At 35.9% G+C, this 21,093-nt stretch carries 13 protein-coding genes and 1 tRNA gene; 13 read left to right on the top strand and 1 reads right to left on the bottom strand.

The window, feature by feature from the left end:
- Positions 1-14 precede the first annotated feature (14 nt).
- Positions 15-88: transfer RNA gene (locus PIECOFPK_RS08205), tRNA-His, on the bottom strand.
- A gap of 245 nt (positions 89-333) precedes the next feature.
- Between PIECOFPK_RS08205 and PIECOFPK_RS08210 the strand changes: the two genes are divergently transcribed.
- The 13 genes from PIECOFPK_RS08210 to PIECOFPK_RS08270 all read left to right on the top strand — a co-directional run bounded on the left by PIECOFPK_RS08210 (position 334) and on the right by PIECOFPK_RS08270 (position 21,093).
- Positions 334-2,466, top strand: a complete 2,133-nt coding sequence (locus PIECOFPK_RS08210) for a carboxy terminal-processing peptidase (protein WP_409965564.1) — start codon at positions 334-336, stop codon at positions 2,464-2,466.
- A 250-nt stretch (positions 2,467-2,716) separates the two neighbouring features.
- Positions 2,717-5,197 (top strand): SLBB domain-containing protein, encoded by a 2,481-nt coding sequence (locus tag PIECOFPK_RS08215; RefSeq protein ID WP_409965565.1) that lies wholly within the window; start codon positions 2,717-2,719, stop codon positions 5,195-5,197.
- A gap of 12 nt (positions 5,198-5,209) precedes the next feature.
- A complete protein-coding gene (locus PIECOFPK_RS08220) occupies positions 5,210-6,307 on the top strand; it encodes a lipopolysaccharide biosynthesis protein (RefSeq protein ID WP_409965566.1) in 1,098 nt (365 codons plus the stop codon).
- Between the two features lie 992 nt (positions 6,308-7,299).
- Positions 7,300-8,538, top strand: a complete 1,239-nt coding sequence (locus PIECOFPK_RS08225; protein ID WP_409965567.1) for an oligosaccharide flippase family protein — start codon at positions 7,300-7,302, stop codon at positions 8,536-8,538.
- 1,301 nt (positions 8,539-9,839) lie between these two features.
- Positions 9,840-10,931 carry a glycosyltransferase gene (locus PIECOFPK_RS08230; protein ID WP_409965568.1) on the top strand — a complete coding sequence of 364 codons (1,092 nt, stop codon included), beginning with the start codon at positions 9,840-9,842 and terminating at the stop codon, positions 10,929-10,931.
- A gap of 659 nt (positions 10,932-11,590) precedes the next feature.
- Positions 11,591-12,355 (top strand): O-antigen ligase family protein, encoded by a 765-nt coding sequence (locus PIECOFPK_RS08235; protein WP_409965569.1) that lies wholly within the window; start codon positions 11,591-11,593, stop codon positions 12,353-12,355.
- 78 nt (positions 12,356-12,433) lie between these two features.
- Positions 12,434-14,221 carry a hypothetical protein gene (locus PIECOFPK_RS08240; protein WP_409965570.1) on the top strand — a complete coding sequence of 596 codons (1,788 nt, stop codon included), beginning with the start codon at positions 12,434-12,436 and terminating at the stop codon, positions 14,219-14,221.
- 73 nt (positions 14,222-14,294) lie between these two features.
- Positions 14,295-15,410, top strand: a complete 1,116-nt coding sequence (locus PIECOFPK_RS08245; RefSeq protein WP_409965571.1) for a glycosyltransferase family 4 protein — start codon at positions 14,295-14,297, stop codon at positions 15,408-15,410.
- A gap of 107 nt (positions 15,411-15,517) precedes the next feature.
- A complete protein-coding gene (locus tag PIECOFPK_RS08250) occupies positions 15,518-16,561 on the top strand; it encodes a polysaccharide biosynthesis protein (protein WP_409965572.1) in 1,044 nt (347 codons plus the stop codon).
- A 5-nt stretch (positions 16,562-16,566) separates the two neighbouring features.
- The gene (locus PIECOFPK_RS08255; RefSeq protein WP_409965573.1) at positions 16,567-16,989 is read left to right on the top strand and encodes a WxcM-like domain-containing protein; all 423 of its coding nucleotides are present in this window, start codon (positions 16,567-16,569) and stop codon (positions 16,987-16,989) included.
- Between the two features lie 5 nt (positions 16,990-16,994).
- The gene (locus tag PIECOFPK_RS08260) at positions 16,995-18,113 is read left to right on the top strand and encodes an NAD-dependent epimerase/dehydratase family protein (protein ID WP_330974158.1); all 1,119 of its coding nucleotides are present in this window, start codon (positions 16,995-16,997) and stop codon (positions 18,111-18,113) included.
- A gap of 50 nt (positions 18,114-18,163) precedes the next feature.
- Positions 18,164-19,303, top strand: coding sequence for a non-hydrolyzing UDP-N-acetylglucosamine 2-epimerase (wecB, locus tag PIECOFPK_RS08265; protein WP_330974157.1), 1,140 nt, complete (start codon positions 18,164-18,166; stop codon positions 19,301-19,303).
- 536 nt (positions 19,304-19,839) lie between these two features.
- Positions 19,840-21,093, top strand: coding sequence for a nucleotide sugar dehydrogenase (locus PIECOFPK_RS08270; protein ID WP_409965574.1), 1,254 nt, complete (start codon positions 19,840-19,842; stop codon positions 21,091-21,093).

Raw genomic sequence — 21,093 nt, forward strand, 5'->3', positions numbered from 1 at the left:
AGGGTTTTAGTTTGGGTGGCTAACCGGGTTCGAACCGGCGACCCTCAGAACCACAATCTGATGCTCTAACCAGCTGAGCTACAGCCACCGTTTAAGGGAGTGCAAAAGTAGGTAAAAATGAATAAAAAAGAAAACAAACCGCTAAGATTTTTTTTGAGATTTTTTTATTTCGGGGGGTGCATTCTAAGGGTTAAGTTGTAGGAGAGAAGAGCCTATATGTTTGTATCACATTTTCTTAAATCCTTTTTCTAAATCTTTTCATAAATAAGGTTGGAGATGATCAATTAATATTAATTTTGGTTCGTGCGTAAAATTATTAAATACATATTCAATATGAAGAGATTACCGTTCCTGATACTGTTGGTAGTATTGACCATTTCGTTTTTTGCATTTAAGAATAAGATAATAGCCGGTAATCGGGAAAAGGAAATAGGTAAATATGAGCTTATCCTACAACTTGTAGCAAGGTTATTGTCGCAAGCACATTACGAACCCAAAAAAATTGACGACGATTTTTCGCTGAAAGTATTTCATAAATATCTGGAAGATTTAGACCCCCGTAAAGACATTTTTCTGCAAAAAGATGTGGACTCACTGGAACATTTATACGGCAGGCGTATAGATGATGAGTTAAACGGTGCTCCGGTGGAGAGTTTTTTAGGTATTTCTAAGGTTTTTGACCAACGTGTAGCCGAAGCAGCGGCATGGAAAAAGGAAATACTGGAAGCTCCATTCGACTTTACAGTAAACGAGTCTATTGATCTTGATGGTAAGCGTCTCAAATATGCGGTTACCCAGGCCGAGCGTAAAGACAGATGGCGTAGGTTGATTAAGTTTTACGCACTAGAACGCTTTGTGGGGTTGCAAGAAGATAAAAGCAAGTCTGGAAAAAGCGAGGCTGAGTTGGAGAAGGAGGCCCGTGAAAAAACTGGCGTAACCATCAATCGAATGTTCGAACGGTACAAGGCGAAGTTTACAGAAGAAGATAAGTTCAACTTGTTTGTTGACAATATTACTACTACTATGGATCCGCATACGGAGTTTTTCCCGCCGGCGGATAAGAGTTATTTTGATGAAGAATTGAGCGGTACTTTTTACGGTATTGGAGCCCAACTGCAGTATAGCGACGGGCTGATTAAGATCGTGAATCTGAATGCAGGCAGTCCTGCAGCAAAATCCGGCGAGCTGGATCCCGGAGATATTATTATAAAAGTAGCTCAGGGTGTGGACGGGGAGCCGGTAGATATGATAGGTTATGATGTGCAGGATGCCGTAAAACTGATACGGGGTAAGGAAGGCACAGTAGTTAGGATCACCGTAAGAAAACCAGATGGAGTGGAAAAAGAAGTATCGTTGGTTCGTGCTAAGATTGAAAATGATATTGACACTTATGCACGTAGTGCTATTATTACCGATAGTGTAAAAGGTACTAAAATAGGAGTGATCTATTTACCGGAATTCTATACACCTTTTCAGGATCCTAACGGAAGAAGAAGTTATACCGATGTTGCCCGGGAAGTGCAGCGTTTAAAAGATGAAAAGGTAGACGGTATCATTATGGATCTTCGTAGAAATGGAGGAGGCTCGTTGTACGATGTGGTACAGATGGTAGGACTGTTCATTCCTAAAGGTCCCATTGTACAAGTAAAAGATCGCATATCTTCCCCTCAAGTATTGACCGATGATGATCCTTCCGTTTTATATACGGGTCCTCTCGCGGTGATGGTAAGTGAGTTTAGTGCTTCTGCATCGGAAATATTTGCGGCGGCTATACAAGATTACAAAAGAGGTGTGGTTATTGGCAGTACCTCAACATATGGGAAAGGCACGGTACAACAAAATATCGGATTGGACAGAAAGTATGGTTTTAAAAGAGATGGCGACGGCGACCTAGGTGCCGTAAAACTCACATTGCGTAAATTTTATCGGGTAAGTGGTGGTTCTACGCAACTCAAAGGAGTAGAATCGGATATTGTGCTACCCAGTCAGCTAGAGCCTTTGAAAATAAGAGAGAAGGATAATGAGTACGCCTTGCCTTACGACGAGATTCCCCAATCGAACTATACCCCCTGGAACTCGCAGATAGATATTAATACGTTAAAGCGCTTAAGTAATCAACGAGTACAGTCCGACAGTGCATTTCAGATAATCAAGAGAAATAGTCTATGGCTGGCTGAGCAAAACAATCGCAGCTACCCGCTCAATATTAATCAGTATAAAGCGGACAAAAAAATGATTAAGGAGAAGGCAGATGAAATCACTGCAGCACAAAAATTAAAAACGCCTTTGGACGTTTCACTGCTGCCTATGGAATTGAACAAGTACGAAAATGATAAAAACAAGCAGGAGAGACTTAAAGACTGGATTAAGGGGCTTAGTGAAGATATTTATCTATACCAAACCAGTTTGGTTGTTAACGATATGATTCACGAGGAGCGTACCCTAGCGAAAAATATCAGGAAGTAGTGGCACAATATTTGCCTGCGTATAGCGTTCTAAATCTGTCAGTTGGATGCTGATAGATTTTTTATTAATGAAACAACCCAAAAACAATATAAGCTCCATGATCTGTTACCTAGATACTTACTCTAAACGAGTGTACCTTGGAATTAAACAGTAACTGTGTAGGAGCTTGTTATTACTTTTATAAATAAGTTGCGTCAGTTCTATATTAAGGTATTAAATTTGCGATCAATTTGCATAATCCTTTATTATTATGATTAATAAAATGTTGCGAAATAGCTTCCTTTTTATAATTTCTTTTTTCTTTATAACCACAACTATTACTGCCCAGGTGGAGCCGGACACCCCTCCAGCTACGGGAAAACAAGACCCCGCAAAAATGCCTGATGATTTAGGCGCTATTAAAGTAGATAATTTGTCTGATGCGCAAATCCGGCAAATGATTCAGAGAATGGGTGAGTCGGGAATGACTGAAAGCCAGTTGGAGGCCGCTGCTAGAGCGAGAGGAATGGATGCAATGGAAATTCAAAAACTGCGTGATAGGGTAAAAAAATTGCAACAAAATAGTGAAGAAGACAATGATGTGGAAAGGGAGGTGGTTGAAGATGATGAAGATGATAGTGACAAATCAAGATTAGCTAGAGGGCGTCTCGTTCCCAAATCTAGAATATTTGGTGCCAATTTATTTAGTTCGGGGGCTTCACCCTTTGAGACAAATCTGAGAATGGCTACCCCCAAAAATTATATAATTGGCCCTGATGATGAGCTTTTAATAGATATAACAGGAGATAATGAAGCTAGCTATAAACCTAGTGTTTCTCCCGAAGGGTTTATTTCGATAGAATATGTGGGAAAAATATATGTTGCAGGGTTGACCATAGAAGACGCTACCAGTAAAATTAGGTCAACTTTGGCTAGTACTTATCCTGCAATTAGAGCTGGAAGAACGAATGTTACTGTTAATTTGGGTAACATAAGAAGTATTAAAGTAATAATGACGGGAGAAGTTTCAAGGCCCGGAACTTATACCTTACCATCTTTGGCTAGCGTATTTAATGCTTTATATGCTGCCGGAGGACCCAATAGCAGAGGTACATTTCGGAATATTCAGGTGATAAGAGGCAGTCGTATTATTGCTGTAGTGGATTTGTATGATTTTTTGGTAAACGGGATGCCTGCAGATAATGTAAGGCTTGAGGACCAAGACATAATTCATGTACCTGTGTATCAGATAAGAGTGGATGTGCTAGGAGAGGTGAAGCGTTCGGCCATTTATGAAATAAAACCTGAAGAATCGTTAGCTGACGTATTGCGTTACGCTGGTGGCTTTTCGGATTTTGCCTATAAGGCTCGTGTAAAAATTATACAAAATACCGATGAGGCGAAAAAAATCGTTGTTAAAGAGTTGTTGGATTATCCCAACTTCTATCCTAAAAACGGAGACAAGGTATATGTAGATCCAATTTTTGATCGTTTCGAAAATAAAGTAGATATCGTAGGGGCCGTAATGAGACCGGGCATGTATGAATTTAAGTCAGGCTTAACGGTTTCGCAATTGGTTGCTCAGGCCAGCGGTTTAACACCCGATGTGTTTGGAAAGCGGGGATATATTATACGCGTGAATGCGGATAATACAACCAGCATTGTACCTTTTGAGGTAGACAAAGTTATGTTGGGGGGTGATTCTGACATAGCATTACAAAGGAGTGATATCGTCAATATTTCTTCAATTTTTGATTTGAGAGATGGTTATACGGTGAGCATTAACGGAGAGGTGAGAAGGGGAGGAACTTTTGATTTCGCTGAAAACATGACTGTTGAGGACCTAATTCAAATGGCGGGAGGTTTTACTCAAGCCGGCAACCCATTGAATATAGAGGTAGCAAGGAGAGTAAAAAGTGCGGATTTGAGTCAGAAAGAGGTAAAAATAGCTCAGGTTTTTCATACCACTGTTAATAGCGATCTTAGCCTTTCGGACAGCGGCTTTGTACTGCAACCTTACGATGTTGTAACCGTAAGACCAGTAGAGGGGTTTTCATCTTTGAAGACAGTTCAAGTAGTGGGAGAAGTGTTACGGCCGGGGTATTATACCGTACAGTCTAAAAACGAACGTATTTCTGATATCATTCAAAGAGCCGGGGGGCTTACCGCTTTTGCCTATGCTAAAGGAGCGTCCTTAAAACGGCCTTCTTCCCATGTGGATTCTCAAGAAGAAAGAATAAGAGCGATGAATATGCAGCGATTGGATCAGGATAGTGTGAATGGTGCCGACGCCAAGGCAAATATTTATTTATCAAATGTAGCTTCTGATCTAGTAGGTATTGAATTGGATAAGATTCTGGAAAATCCTTATTCCAAATTGGATCTGATAGTAGAGGATGGAGATATAATTAGAGTGCCTACATTATTGCAAACAGTAAAAGTTACGGGAGAAGTGCTTCGTCCTATTTCGGTAATATACAAACCCGGTAAACCTTTTAAATATTATATAAATAGTGCAGGAGGGTTTACTAAAAGTGCTTTCAAACGTGGATCATTTGTTACTCATGCTAATGGAGCCGTTTCGGGAACAACTAAGGTTCTGTTTTTTAATAACTATCCTTCAGTAACACCAGGTGCGGAGATCTCTGTTACACAAAAAGCAAAGAAAGAGGGACTTACAGCACAGGGATGGGTTGGATTAGGAACCGCCGTGGCATCCTTGGCAGCACTGCTTATTACTATTCTTAAATAAAACAGACGCAGCATGCAGGAGAATACGAATATTAATACTTCGTATACAGTAAACGAGAGCAACTCACTAAAAGATTTAATCCTAAATATTAGAGATTGGATACACTACTTTTTATCCAAGAAATACATTATTATACTTTTTGGATTGCTTGGTGGTGGGTTGGGCTTTACTTATGCATTGCTCAAAAAACCGGTATATATTGCTTCGACTAGTTTTGTATTAGAGACAGGAGGGAATAAGGGGGCGCTAGCTTCTTATTCTGGGATTGCTTCCGCTTTTGGAATAGATCTGGGCGGTGGTGGAGGAGGATTATTTGAGGGTGAAAATATATTGGAGTTGTACAAGTCCAGAAATATGATTACTAAGGCGCTTTTATCTGAAGGGGTATTTGGCAATAAAAAGCAGTTATTAATAGATCGATATATTGAGTTTAATAATTTAAGGAAGTCCTGGGATAAAAATCCTCGACTTAAAAACATTCAGTTCAGGCCCGATAACTTGTACCAATCTGATGCAGAACAATTATTGCATGACAGCATTATTGGACGGATAGTAAAAAACATCGAGACGAGAAACTTGAAAGTTGAGAAGAAAGATAAAAAATTGAATGTCATTTATGTTACGGTTTCTTCTCCGGACGAGCTTTTTGCAAAAGCTTTTAATGAGCGGCTTGTGCAAAATGTTAATCAATTTTATTTAGAAACAAAATCCCGAAAGAATCTAGAAAATGTTCAGATTTTACAGGCGAAAGTAGATTCGGTAAGGAGTGTACTGTCAGGATCAATTGTTCGAGCGGCAAGTACTGCAGATGCGACTCCCAATCAAAATCCTACTCGGCTGGCACAAAGAATAGTACCTATGCAAAATTCCAGAGTTAATGCTGAAATAAGTCAGGGCGTTTTATCTAGTTTATTACAAAATTTGGAGTTAAGTAAAATAACGTTGTCGAAAGAAACCCCATTAATACAAATTGTTGATAGGCCTATATTGCCTTTAGAGAGTAAGAAGATTGGGAAAATACTTGCTATAGTAGTCGGAGGCTTTTTAGGGGGGGGCATAACAATGGGTATAATGGCTTTAAGACGGTATTATAAATCGTTACTTGGTTGATACGTATACTGAAAATTTTACAAGCTTGACTAGATGTTCTTATTAGGGGTAATTAAGGAATAAGAAGAGTTGTAGATGAACAATAGATAGGAATATGCGATATGCGGTTCATCAGTATCTATAATATAGTTACATATCGTTCTATATAATCAATAAAAACATTTGCTTTGTTTAACCCCTATCTAATCACTAATTGATAGGTGCAATGTTAAAAGAAGTAGATGACGACATTTGTAGATCAATCATCATGCTAGTAGAGGAAAATTTGTATCTGTCCTAGGGCTAATATGAAAGTTGAATATTTAATTTATATGCTTAGTTGTTTACAAAGGTAAATGGGATAATGCGAAAACAAAAGTGCGTAGTAAGAGTATCAAAAACTCCTAGCGATCTGAAAAATGAGGCAGTTAATGGGACAATGAGTTATATAAATTATTATTGTGTAGGTACAATTTTTAACTTAACTAAGGAAGTTGCTAATACCGCTAAACACTAAAGAGTTTTCTTGAAATATAAGTATCGGTTTGTTAACGCGAGTTTATTAAATTGTTAGGACAACAATGAGATTGGCTATTATTTTTTAAGTTTTCAGCTGGTTGGATGTTTAAAATTAAGTATATGGTTGGAGGTTGTGTTTTAAAAATTGAGAGTGTTTGTGCTGAAAAAATGTTCCAATAATAACTAGTGTTGGAATTATTTTTTAAAAGACAGCTGTAATCGTAATAACCAAGTAGATGCTATATTTCAGTATTAAAAAGTTAAATACAAATGTTTGTCTTATTATTAAATATTTTCCTTGGGGTACTGTAAAGTAAAAATGAGTACAGAGGAGAGCTATGCGGTTAGCATGAATCTATGAGTATTACTAATAAGGCGTTATATATATTTATATATTTAACCAGCAGATATTGAAAAAGAATAATTAGTGCTATAGATGTAAGAGTATTGTAGACAGCTGTAAAAGCAGTAAGGTTGCTATATGTTGAAAAGATATGATCAAGAGGATAATCAATAGTAAAGATAGGAAAGTACTCATAGAGAATTTTTTGTCGCTCTCCATAATACAGGTGGTCAGTTTAATAATCTCTCTAATAACTCTACCTTATATTATACGGACAATCGGTTTTGAAAAGTATGGTATTACTGTGATAGCATGGTCGCTAATTAATTACTTTACCTCTATTACGGATTTTAGTTTTAAGTTTACTGCAACTAGGGAGGTAGCAGTATGTAAGAATAATATAAAAAAACTCAGTATTATCTATAGTAAAGTATTGACCGTGCAAGCACTTTTAATATTGCTGTCATGTTTATTAATAATAATAGTTGTTTACTCATACGAACCTTTTTATAAAGAGCGTCTAATTTTTTGGGTTACTATGCCCTATTTATTTGGTAATACAATTTTCCCAGATTGGTTTTTCCAAGGAATGGAGAGAATGAAATATATGACCTATATAAATGTCAGTATAAAGCTTATATTTATGATTTTTATATTTATATTCATAAATGAGGCATCGGATTATTGGTTATATCCATTATTCCAAACTTTGGGGTATATTATCTCAGGTCTTATTGGGCAATGGATTATGGTTCGTCAGTATAAAGTACGTTTTTATTGGCTAAAAAGTAAAACAATTGTTCATACATTTAAAGATAATATGCCTGTATTTATAAATCAGTTTTTACCCAATTTATATAACAATACTAGTACATTTTTACTTGGGATTATGACCAATAACACATTGGTAGGTATATATGATGCTGTTCGAAAAATAATTAACCTAGGTAGTACATTAATGGATATAGTATCTCGGGTTTTTTTCCCATTTATAAGTCGAAGAAAAGATGCTTTTGATAAATATAAAACTTTAATGACTTATGTAGGTGTTTTATTGACTATATTACCAATAGTATTTTACAAAGTTATTTTGTGGTATTTAAATATTCAATATGAAAATATATTTGCAGTATTGACTATATTATCAATTGGCCTTTTCTTTTTATCTCTATATAATATTTACGGAATTAATTATTTTATAGCTAGGCGAAAAGATAAGATCGTAATGAGGAATACAATATTTTCTTCAATAGTAGGATTAATTTTATCATACCTATTAATATATTATTTTGACATATTGGGAGCCGCATTAACGATTACGCTAGTTCGTATGTTTATGGGCGGAGGTTTATATCTAAAGTACTTACAAGTGAAAAAAGTTGCAATATAAAATTTTAGTATGTTGATAAATTTTGGATTTTAATCGATTGTAAAAAGTAGTATTTGATACTATTCATTTCATTAATAGAAAATTGCCTTCTATGTTTATATCCATAAAATCACCTTAACGCATTATGTAACAACTTTGTCGATTATTGAAAATGTACTATCGTGCAGGTAGTGGTACAGAGATGTCAAATTGGATTTAGACAATTTTGACTGTAACGAATTTAAGATCATACCATTACTTGCAAGAGCTGTTTTAAGAAGCGATGCAACTACTTTAATTAATAAAAAAAAGTACAATAAGGATGAACGAATAATTAAAAATACAATAGAGGCTGCCGGCGAATCTGTACCGGTTTATAAAGATATAAGTCCGCTTCAGTATGGAGAATTTAGCTATGTATTTGCTAACCTTTTGAATGGATATTTTTTACGAGAAGACTACATGATCATGGAATCTTGGAGATATTCAGAGTGGTCGGAACAATAGGAGAATTACCAAGTTAAAGAACTATATTTTAAATATAAGAGCTCTAATACTTTTATTGTCGGTGATAGTATTATTCACTTTTATATAAATACCTAAAGCAAGTACAATCTAAAGTTAGTAAAGGTGTATGTTCATTCAATGTATAATATAACAAAGTATATTAATGTCAAGGATATTAAAATTAGTTTACTCTCGTTATTCACACTAATACTCTTGGATTGTACCCCTTAGATGGGAGCTGAAATAAAAAGACTTTTATAATTCCTGTATATTTAGTTTTTACAGACCTAAAAAGGTGTCAATGATTGTTTCCGAAACAAAGGGTTAATGGGTTGATGATTAGGTGCGATAATGTATTTGTCGGGAGGCTTGATTTGGATAGTAGCGCAGTAAAAGGAGGGGTAGGGAGGAGAGGGGCGGTTATAAAATACTGAATAACTATTATATGCACTTGATTCGTTATCGGATTGATGACAAAACATTAAGAGTAATGAACTATTCTGAAAACTAAATATAAAAAACATTTTAAGGGCACAGTAGAAATTATATTATCGAAAAGATGAAAATTGTATAGATGAACCCTTTTATACAACTTTTAGTAATTCTAGTACAAAGCACTGCCAAGTAATACTGGGACACCCACTAATAATATTACAAATTATTAAGGGAGAGGAATTTGAAAAGAAGAGTTTGGTAAATTAGCGAGGAATTAGCAGGTGCAGAGATTGTCACAACATGTGTAAAAAAGATAAATCTAACTTCAACAGGTAAAATAGTATATTCGGAATTATAATTTATTATTTAAAGTATTTTAAATGAAGTTACTGTGTGTTATTGACTCTCTTGGCTCAGGGGGAGCACAGCGACAATTGGTCGAGATGGGGATCGCGTTTAAAAAGAACAATTATGAGGTGAACTTTTTGGTTTATCAAGATATTCCTTTTTATGAAGATAGACTAAAAGCAGCTAACATACCTGTTACGAAGATAGTGGAGCGTAACTATTTTAAAAGAGTAGTTAGGATGTACACGTTTATGCGTAACAATGACTTTAATATAGTTATATCATTTTTAGAAACACCATCATTCATAGCAGAATTGTCTACCTTTCCTACTAAAAAATGGAAGCTAATTGTAGGAGAAAGAAGTGCCAAGCCTAAGATTTACAAATCTCCCAAGTTATTATTTTATAGGTTATTTCACTTAAGAGCTGATTATATAGTTGCGAATTCACATCAAAATATAAATATATTAAAAAAAGTAAACCCTTTTATACCTGCTAAAAAATATAAAGTCATATATAATAGTTTTGATTTTGAAAAGTGGAACAACGAAGGTCTCCATGCTAATGAAAATAAAATTGGTTTACCATTAACGATTGCTGTTGCTGCTAGCATTTATCCTGTGAAAAATTTAGAAAGTTTAATAATTGCTCTTTCTATGCTCGATAAGAAAGAAAAGGAAATGATAAAGATTAATTGGTATGGTAAGGGGAATAATGAGGACAATCAATACTTTGTAGAATGTCTAGCACTAATTAAGAAGCATAAAGTTGAAGAAAATATTCAGTTTTGGGGAGAAACGAAGAATGTTATTGCTGCTATGAAGCAAGCAGACTTCGTTGGCTTATTTAGCTTATATGAGGGTTTGCCAAATGCTATATGTGAGGGAATGGCAATTGGAAAGCCTATTTTGGCACCTTCTATATCAGATTTACCAATTATTATTAATGAGGAGAACGGTGTTTTATTCAATCCTAATTCTGTTGAAGAAATATCTAATGCTTTAAAGTATATTATAACCTTGCCGAAGCAAAAAATCAAGGAGATGGGTATGAACTCAAGAAAAAAAGCTCTATTTTACTTTGACAAAAAGAAAATAATTCAGCAATATATAGACTTATTTTAGCTCAATATCGATATAAAACAACATCATATGAAGATATTCTTTTAGTTTCTTTTTATGAGTTGACTATATTTAATGAGTAGTATATCTATAAAAGCCTAAAGTAGTATAGAAACTATTCAATATATTCTTTCCATAATTTAATAATCATAGCTTTGAATAAGGGGAAGTTCATATACACAAATCAAAAAACTGGGACCTTATACCCAGCGAAGGAGCTTAGCGTTTTTCAACAGATTCTATTTTTTATACTCTTGTGTTGTATATTTCTAATTCCTACTCAGGAGAAAAATATTAGACTCTATACAGTTCTTAATTTTCTTGTTCCTTTTTTACTCTATAGTCATGAGTCTCTACTTCAAAATATAAAATTTGTTGGATGGATTTTATTGTGGGGCGGGATTTTTATTGTAAGCACACTTTTTCGGATATTTATTTTGCCTTCTTCCTACGATTATATAAGAGAATTTACAGAGCTGGGTCGAATTTTTATATTGATTCCATATTTGCTAATTCATAAAAAGTATTTCGGAGTTCAAGGATTTAAGGTTTTTCTTTTTTTTATTGTTTGCTATATTTTTTCCGATTTTTATTTAACCTTATGCGAAACAAGGGTACTCCCTAGGGGGGCTTTTTATCAATTTGTAAGTCAAACATATTATTTGGATGCGGTTAAAGACCGTTCTTATTTAGCAAAAGGATGGAGTGCTTTGGGAGGAATACACGGTCTTATAATGGCTTTTTGTATTGTTTTTCTTACATGCTTAGTAAACATACGTTTTAAACAGTATTTATGTTTGTTGCTATTACTTATGTGTTTTTATTCTTTGCTTGCTTCAGGGAGTAGATCGTCAATGCTTGCTGTTGGGGCATTTTATATTTTATTGTTTATTATTTCATTTATTTACGGACAAAGGCCGTCTTTTATTTTAATATTGGTGGTTATGATAGCTATTTTGGCGGCAATTGCGTTGGTCTCCAGTGGCTATTTTGCAAAACTTTCCGTACTTATAAATGAAGGCTTAGCTACCGATTCCTTTGAGTATAGACAAAAGTTTTGGGGAATATTTTTAGATATACTCTTTACATACTGGTATTTATTTCCTATAGGTTGGGGAAAAACAATTTTCTTTATGAGTAAAGATCAATTTTTTACAGACAATGATTACCTCACTTATCTACTTGTGCATGGATGTATCATTACGATAATTTTACTGGCAATTATTCTTAATTATATGTTAAAGTGTTATAGGCGATATAAGATATTACCAGCAATGGAAACAATCAGATTCTATTTATTGGGAGCGCTATTAGTAGTCAGTGTTGCCAATCCAGGTTTTTCTTATCCTACTATTTTGATTCTTTTAGTAATGTTTTTTCGGTTTTCAAATATATCCATAAATAATTACTTAGCACATCGTAAATAAGGAGTAAAAAATTATTTTTATTTCTTAGCGAACAGTATTGTATTAACAATATTAAAATTCTAAATCAAAAAATAGCAGATGAAATTTTGTAAGAGTTTATTATTTATACTACCAATATTATTGGTTTTGCCAATCAAAATATTAAGCCAGTATACCGTCAATATATCTTATAATATTTCGGCGAATAAAGAAATAATAGAGGTGCCTAAAGAGCAAAAAAAATCTTACTTAAATAACATTAATACTGCACCATATATCAAAAAAAATAGCTCTAATGCACTCTCGACTAATAAGCCGAATAATGATGTATTAACAGCACTTATCGGTGAGAATCAATTTGTAGAGTTAAGCATCACAAATACATCAAAAACTAATAGGCAATTTCAAATCACAACGAATTTTCCAGATAGTTGGAATTTAGCTATTCGAAAAAGAGTAATGTTGCCAGATTGGTACTCTTTCGATCAGGGGAATCCTAAAATATATTATTATGGAGACGCATTACCCTTGTTAAATAAAATAAATAGAACTTGGACTCTACCAGTTTCATCAGGTGAAGTTGCAAACATAATACTCGACTATGAAGTAAATAGTAAATCCAACGCACCACTTGAAATACGTGTTAAAGACATGGGGTCTGGCAAAATAACTACCTGTCAATTAAATTTGAAAGTGCTTGAAAAAAGATTCCCCTCAACAGTTCCCTTCAATAGTATTGCTTTTAATAGCAATAATGATTATTCATATACAGAGTTTACACAAACTCTAAAAAAATATGAATTTAATATCCTTGTTGTGAATTATGTGCCTCAGATTACTTTTGATCGGAACGGCAATATTGTCGTGCCTATTAAGAAAGAGGCAAGTCAAACACAAGGATTTATTTCTACAGCTATTCCATGGATTAAACAAGGAGGCAAAATAGCGTTATTCTGGCAACCCAGGTACAATAAATTTGGATTAACAAGAGATGGTAATTCTCTGCCAATATACTCATCTTCTTGGAATAGAGCTTTTGTTAATGAAGTGCTGGCTAGTGTCCAACTTATAAAATCTCATTACCCTGCTTTAAAAAATGAACAGATTATTTTATATGTTGCTGACGAAATTACATCACGCAAATATGATGGAGATATATCTGAAGAGGTAAAGGGTATACAGTCTCTATTGAAATATATTAAGCAACAGATACCACAGTTCAAAACTCTTGTATCGTTTGGGTATATTTCCTATCCTAAGGATATAAATGCTGTGATGCCATATACAGATATTTTATTACCTCATTTTATTATGCCCGAATCATATACAAAGTATGCTCCTCAAAGCTACAATCCTGCGTTAGCTTTCAAAGAGCGTTTTTCCCAGTACCGAAATAATCAGCAATGCTGGTTATACATGGTGGAAAAAGGAAAATCTTCACCCCTTCCAAACTTTACTGTTTTACCGATGTTGGCAGTTTTAAAAAAGGCGAAAGGCTTAAGCTGGTATGCTTTTTCAGATCGAAGAGGATCATCATGGATAAGCAATGACGGCGGTAGATTAGATTACGGCCTATTTTACTTAAAAGAACCTAATGTATCGCTCTATACTCAATCTGTAAAGGGATTAAGCAACGCAGAAAGGATTATACCATCTATACGTCTGGTTGGCGCCAAAATCGGAATTCAAAATGCTAAGTTGCTTCAATATCTTTTAGACAATAGAGGTAAATTAAATCGATCAGGTCAAGAGCAACTTAATAAGATCGTTAGTAGGTTGAAGACACTCTTCGATATTTATGACCAGCCTAAAAAGAATTTTGAATCTGAGAATATTAATATTGTCGAGCTTAGCAATGACCTGAGATTATTGTTTAATCAAATATAGTATTTGGGCCAACAACTCCTATATTTGAAAGTTTTTGCATATCCTTATAAAGATTGCTTATAAAAACTATTGCATGAAAATATTACTATGTACACCTCTGGGTGGTAAAATTGGGGGGATTTCTCGTTGGGCAGAGCATATTTTGGAATACTACACAACCCATGTCAATAAGGAAGAAGTCGATATTGATTTTTTTCGAATGAACCATAAAAAAGGTTCATATTCTGGAGATTCATTGTTATATAGAGCTATTGAGGGGGTAAAGGTATATATACCTCTATTAAGAGGAATAAAAAAGAAAATGGCAGGCACCCCATACGACATCGTTCATATTGTTAGTAGTGCATCTATAAGTCTCATAAAAGATTATTTCATCATAAGACAAGCTCAGAAGTATAATATAAAAACGGTTGTTCATTTTCGGTTTGGGCGTATTCCGGACTTAATAAAAACGAATAATTGGGAAATGCGCCTATTACGTAAAGTAATTCGGGCTGCTACAAAAGTAATTGTAATTGACAAAGCATCGTATGATGCTTTAAAATCAAATGGATTTAATAATGTGGTGTTGCTACCTAACCCTCTTACGCCAGTTGTAAAAAATATTATTGCTGAAAATAATCACATAGCTAGAAATTCTAATAAAATTATATTTGCTGGGCATGTAGTACGAACTAAAGGGGTTTTTGAATTGCTAACAGCATGTATGGATCTCGAAAACATTGAGTTAAAGCTTATTGGATTCGTTTACCCAGAAATAAAGGAAGAATTGTTACGTTTAGCTGAAACCAATAAGTTTAAAGGCCAATTAACTATTTCCGGAGAGATGGCATACCAGGAAACGATTAAGGAAATGCTCTCTGCCGGTATATTTGTTTTGCCCACCTACACCGAGGGGTTCCCTAATGTTATTCTTGAAAGTATGGCGTGCGGGTGCCCTATTATTGCTTCATCGGTTGGGGCAATTCCTGAGATGTTGGATATGAATGGAGAGAAACCTGCTGGGTTGTGTATCCCGCCTAGGGATGTAGAGCAACTACGCCTGGCAATTTTAAAAATGTTGACAGATAGAAATTTTGCCAATGAATGTGGAAAGAACGCCAAAGAGAGGGTGAATAATTTGTATGATATATCTATCGTTTGGCAACATATGCTTGATATCTGGAAGGACGTAAGAGCTACATCATAAATATTAAAATAAAACTAATACCTTTGCATGCCTTTAATACTATAATCTAGTTTACTACGTGTGAGCCTTTAACTTAAATTAATACAGAATAATCATTTTTGAGGATTATGCAAATAAAAGACAAAATATTACTCATTACAGGCGGTACCGGTTCCTTCGGGAATGCTGTAATGCATCGTTTTTTGAATACCGATCATTTTAAAGAAATACGCATATTCAGCCGGGATGAGAAAAAGCAGGATGATATGCGTAAGCGCTATAATAATCGAAAGATTAAATTTTATCTGGGCGATGTAAGGGATCGTACTAGTGTAGAAACGGTAGTGAAGGGGGTGGATTATATATTTCACGCTGCAGCGTTAAAGCAGGTACCTTCCTGCGAATTTTTTCCATTGGAGGCTGTAAAAACCAATATCTTGGGCACCGACAATGTATTATATGCTGCCGAAAAATACGAAGTGAAGAGGGTAGTGGTGCTCAGTACCGATAAAGCGGCTTATCCTATCAATGCTATGGGGATGTCCAAGGCACTGATGGAAAAAGTAACCGTTGCGCGTTCCCGTAATCTTGACGATTCTAAAACCGTTTTCTGCTGTACACGTTACGGCAATGTAATGGCTTCCCGAGGATCTGTAATTCCTTTGTTTATCGATCAAATTAAATCAGGCAAGCCCCTTACCATTACCGATCCTGGGATGACGCGCTTTATGATGACACTGGAAGATGCGGTAGATCTCGTGCTATATGCTTTTGAAAATGCGCGTCAAGGCGATCTTTTCGTACAAAAAGCTCCTGCCGCTACCATCGAAACTTTAGCTAAAGCATTATTGGAACTTTATAATGCCAAAAACGAAATTAAAATCATCGGCACCCGCCATGGAGAAAAAGTATATGAAACCCTCGTAAATAGGGAAGATATGGTGAAGGCAGAAGATTTGGGAGGCTATTATCGCATTCCTGCCGATACACGCGATTTGAACTATGAGCAATATTTCTCCGAAGGAAATCCTGAGGAGTCAAAGGTTGAAGAATATCACTCACATAATACTTATCGTCTCAACGTGGAAGAGATGAAAGAGCTGCTTAAGAAATTGCCAGTCATCCGTGAAGATATTTTAGGAGAAAAAAATGTAGTTCACTATCCCGTATAAGCCATATGCAACCTACGATTATTCTGGGAGGCCGTCATAGTGATGAAAGAGGAACATTGAGGTTCAATAATGATTTTAATGCCATACCGGTAAAGCGGTTATATGTTATCCATAACAGTGAGGTACGACCTATTCGTGGCTGGCAGGGACACAAAGTTGAGCAGCGTTGGTTTATGGCAGTGGAAGGTGATTATGAAATCGGCGTAATTAAAGTTGATAATTGGGAACAGCCATCTCCCCATCTTCCTGCACAAAAGTTTCGGCTTAGTCAAGAAAAGGCGGATGTATTGCACGTTCCTGCAGGATACATTACGGCCATCCACGCACTAACTTCCGCAAATGCCTTACTTGTAATGAGCGATTATAGGTTGGGTGAAGTGCAAGATGAGTATCGGTTCCCATTAGATTATTTTAAAGATATATTTTAGTCATTATGAGAAAAGTAGGAATCACTGGTCAGGCTGGCTTTGTAGGTAGTCATCTGTACAATACACTGCAGTTATATAAAGATGAGTTTGAGTTAGTCCCTTTTGAAAGAAATTATTTTGAAAATAAGGAACAGTTGGATGCTTTCGTGAGCCAATGCGACACCATCGTGCATCTTGCAGCAATGAATAGGCATCCTGATGCAAATGTAATCTATGAAACCAATGTTGGATTGGTACAAACTCTTTTAGACTCGTTGCGTCGAACAGGGGCTAAGCCTCATACTATTTTTTCTTCTTCTACGCAGGAAGAACGAGATAATCTATATGGGAAATCGAAGAAAGAGGGTAGAGCGTTTCTTGCTACTTGGTCGCAGGATACTGGGGCACCTGTTACGGGAATGGTAATCCCTAACGTATTTGGGCCTTTCGGAAAGCCTTTTTATAATTCAGTGGTGGCAACTTTTTGTACACAGGTAGCGAGGGGTGAGGAGCCTGAAATTCATGTAGACGGTGACCTGAAGTTGATTTACGTAGGTGAACTGGTTCAGGAAATCATAAATGTAATTCGCAAAAGAACGTCGGAGCCGAATTATATAGTTGCTCATACTGCCGAAGCGAAAGTATCAGAAATACTGGCTTTGCTAAAGAACTTTAAGACCGTATATCAGGATAAAGGGGAAATACCGGTATTGGCCAATAATTTCGAACTGAATTTGTTCAATACCTATCGGTGCTACATGGATATAGCCAACCATTTCCCGGTAAAGTTTACACAACATGTCGATCCACGCGGAGCTTTTGTCGAAGTCATTCGTTTGGGGATGGGAGGTCAGGTCTCATTTTCTACTACAGTACCAGGAGTAACGCGAGGTAATCATTTTCACACCCGGAAAATAGAGCGTTTTGCGGTAATAAAGGGTAAGGCCTTGATTCAACTTCGAAGAATAGGCACTCAAGAAGTGCTGAACTTTGAACTGTCCGGTGAGGAACCTGCCTATGTGGATATGCCAATATGGTATACCCATAATATCAAAAATATAGGGGAGGAAGACCTGTATACAATTTTCTGGATTAACGAAAAATATAATCCCGATGATCCGGATACTTATTTTGAGAACGTATAGCAGGCGAACATGGAATTTTATTGTTTAAAAAACATTTATCAACACCATATATGACACCATTAAAAGTGATGACGGTAGTGGGTACCCGTCCCGAGATTATCAGATTGTCGAGAGTAATTGCAGCCTTGGATAAATCGGAAGCAATTGAGCATACATTGGTACACACTGGACAGAATTACGATTACGAACTGAACGAAATATTTTTTTCAGATCTGGGTATCAGAAAGCCAGATCATTTTCTGAACGCAGCCGGAACCACAGCTACAGAAACCATAGGTAATATTTTGATTAAAATAGATCCTTTATTGGAGCAAATAAAACCCGATGCTTTTCTGGTACTGGGCGATACCAACAGTTGTTTATGTGCCATTCCTGCCAAGAAAAGACAAATTCCCATTTTCCATATGGAGGCGGGAAACCGCTGCTTCGATCAGCGTGTACCGGAGGAGACCAATAGACGTATTGTAGATCACATTGCCGATATCAATCTTACTTATAGTGATATTGCCCGGGAATACCTACTTAAGGAAGGCTTCCCGTCGGATCGCATTATTAAAACCGGCTCGCCGATGTATGAAGTGCTGATGCACTATTTGCCACAGATTGAAAGTTCGGATGTATTACAGCGCTTGAATTTGGAAAGAGGGAAGTACTTTGTAGTTTCTTCCCATCGCGAGGAGAACATCAATTCAGAAAAAAACTTCAACGGCCTTATCAATTCTCTCAATGCCATAGCAGAGCATTACGGCTATCCCATTATTGTGTCAACCCATCCGCGCACTCGAAATATGATAGAGAAAAAGCAAGTGCAGGTAAGACCTGAAGTGCAGTTTCTGAAACCCTTGGGCTTTCACGATTATAATGCACTACAGATGAATGCATGTGCAGTATTGTCGGATTCGGGTACTATTTCGGAGGAATCCTCTATTCTTAATTTCCGTGCTTTGAATATTCGTGAGGCACATGAAAGACCCGAGGCCATGGAGGAAGCCTCTGTGATGATGGTAGGTTTGTCGCCAGAAAGAATTATGCAAGGATTAGTACAACTGCAGTATCAACAAACAGGAAAAGATCGGAACTTTCGTTTGGTAGCAGACTATTCCATGCCTAATGTTTCTGAAAAAGTAGTAAGAATTATTATTTCATATACTGATTATATAAAACTGAATGTTTGGAAAAGTAATAGGTAAATGAAACAATAATTTTCGTTGATATCCGCGTTTTTATGTGGGTTTTGAAATTGTGATAAGGAATATGTAACCGTAATTGCAGTTAAGACTTGTCAGAAGTATGATGTTAACATACTTACGCCCTTACGGAGTATGAAGATATAGTCACGTTTAAATGATAAGGGGGAGAGAGTATTTTATTGAAAACAAGCCCACTTTCTGCGGCGATTCGGTATGGTGGAATTTTTTTAGTAGTATAGGCATAAAAACGTTTATCTGATTGCTTTTGAAAAGCAAAGTTGTCTAAAAATAATCGTTTCAGAGAAGTAGTTATACGAGCTCTTGTCGGTAATAATTGGGAGATTTTAAAATATTTATTAGGCTTGAAAGGTGGAAATATTTTCTACATAGTGTAGTAAAAAAGACTTTTTAATTATAAATTCATTAGGCTAGTATAGAAGAGAGATAATCTCAGAGAAGATGAGCTGTTGGATTTATTTTAGATATATACTTTTGTAAAAAGTGGTTCAAACCCCTAACTTTGCGTTCAATTTCTTATGAAAAATTCAAAAACTGTAGCGATAATTGGCCTAGGCTATGTGGGACTGCCTTTGGCTGTCGAGTTCGGTAAGAAGCGACCTACCATTGGTTTCGATATAAACTCAGACCGAATTAATGAGTTAAAAGCTCATAAAGATAGAACGCTAGAGGTTACCTCTGCCGATTTACAGCAAGCGGTACATTTAACTTATTCCTCGGAAATCGAAGCTTTAAAAGAAGCACAAATTTATATTATCACAGTTCCAACACCTGTAGATAAATACAATAATCCGGATTTAACACCTATCAGAAAAGCCACTGAAACGGTTGCTACTGTATTAAAGAAAGGAGATATTGTTATTTATGAATCTACCGTTTATCCAGGCGTTACGGAAGATATCTGTGTTCCAATTTTGGAAGAAAAGTCAGGCTTAAAGTATAATAACGACTTTTTCTGTGGTTATTCGCCGGAACGTATCAATCCAGGTGACAAAGAACATACTGTAACTAAGATTAGAAAAGTTACGTCGGGTTCTACACCTGAGATCGCTGAGGAGGTAGATCAATTGTATGCGTCCATAATTACTGCCGGTACATTTAAAGCCTCATCTATAAAAGTGGCAGAAGCGGCTAAGGTTATAGAAAATGCACAACGCGATATTAATATAGCTTTTGTAAACGAGCTGGCTAAAATTTTCAATCTTCTAAATATTGACACTTTAGAAGTTTTGGAAGCGGCAGGAACTAAATGGAATTTTCTCCCCTTTAGACCTGGATTGGTAGGAGGCCACTGTATTGGTGTTGATCCATTTTATATTGCACAAAAAGCTAAAGAAGTTGGATATCATCCCGAAATAATATTAGCAGGTCGCAGGCTTAACGATAGTATGGGTGCTTATGTAGCAAACGAGTTTATTAAGCTACTTATTAGAAACGATGTTAAGATTAAAGGTGCCGAAGTTTTAATTCTGGGTATAACTTTTAAAGAAAATTGCCCGGATATTCGCAACAGTCGCGTTATTGATATTATCAATGAGCTTAATTCATTTGGTTTAAAAGTAGATGTATACGATCCTTGGGCAAGTGCAGATGAGGTTTGGCATGAATATGGGATAAAAATATTGACTAATATTGAGGGGCTTAATAAATATGAAGGTGTAATAGCCGCCGTAGGACATAAAGAGTTTTTAGATCTCAAAATTGAAGAGGCTAAAGTTTTTTATGATGTAAAAGGCATTTTCCCAAAAGAAAAAGTGAGTGCAAGGTTATAA

This window comes from Chitinophagaceae bacterium C216 (genome assembly GCA_028485475.2).
Classification (GTDB): domain Bacteria; phylum Bacteroidota; class Bacteroidia; order Chitinophagales; family Chitinophagaceae; genus Niabella; species Niabella composti.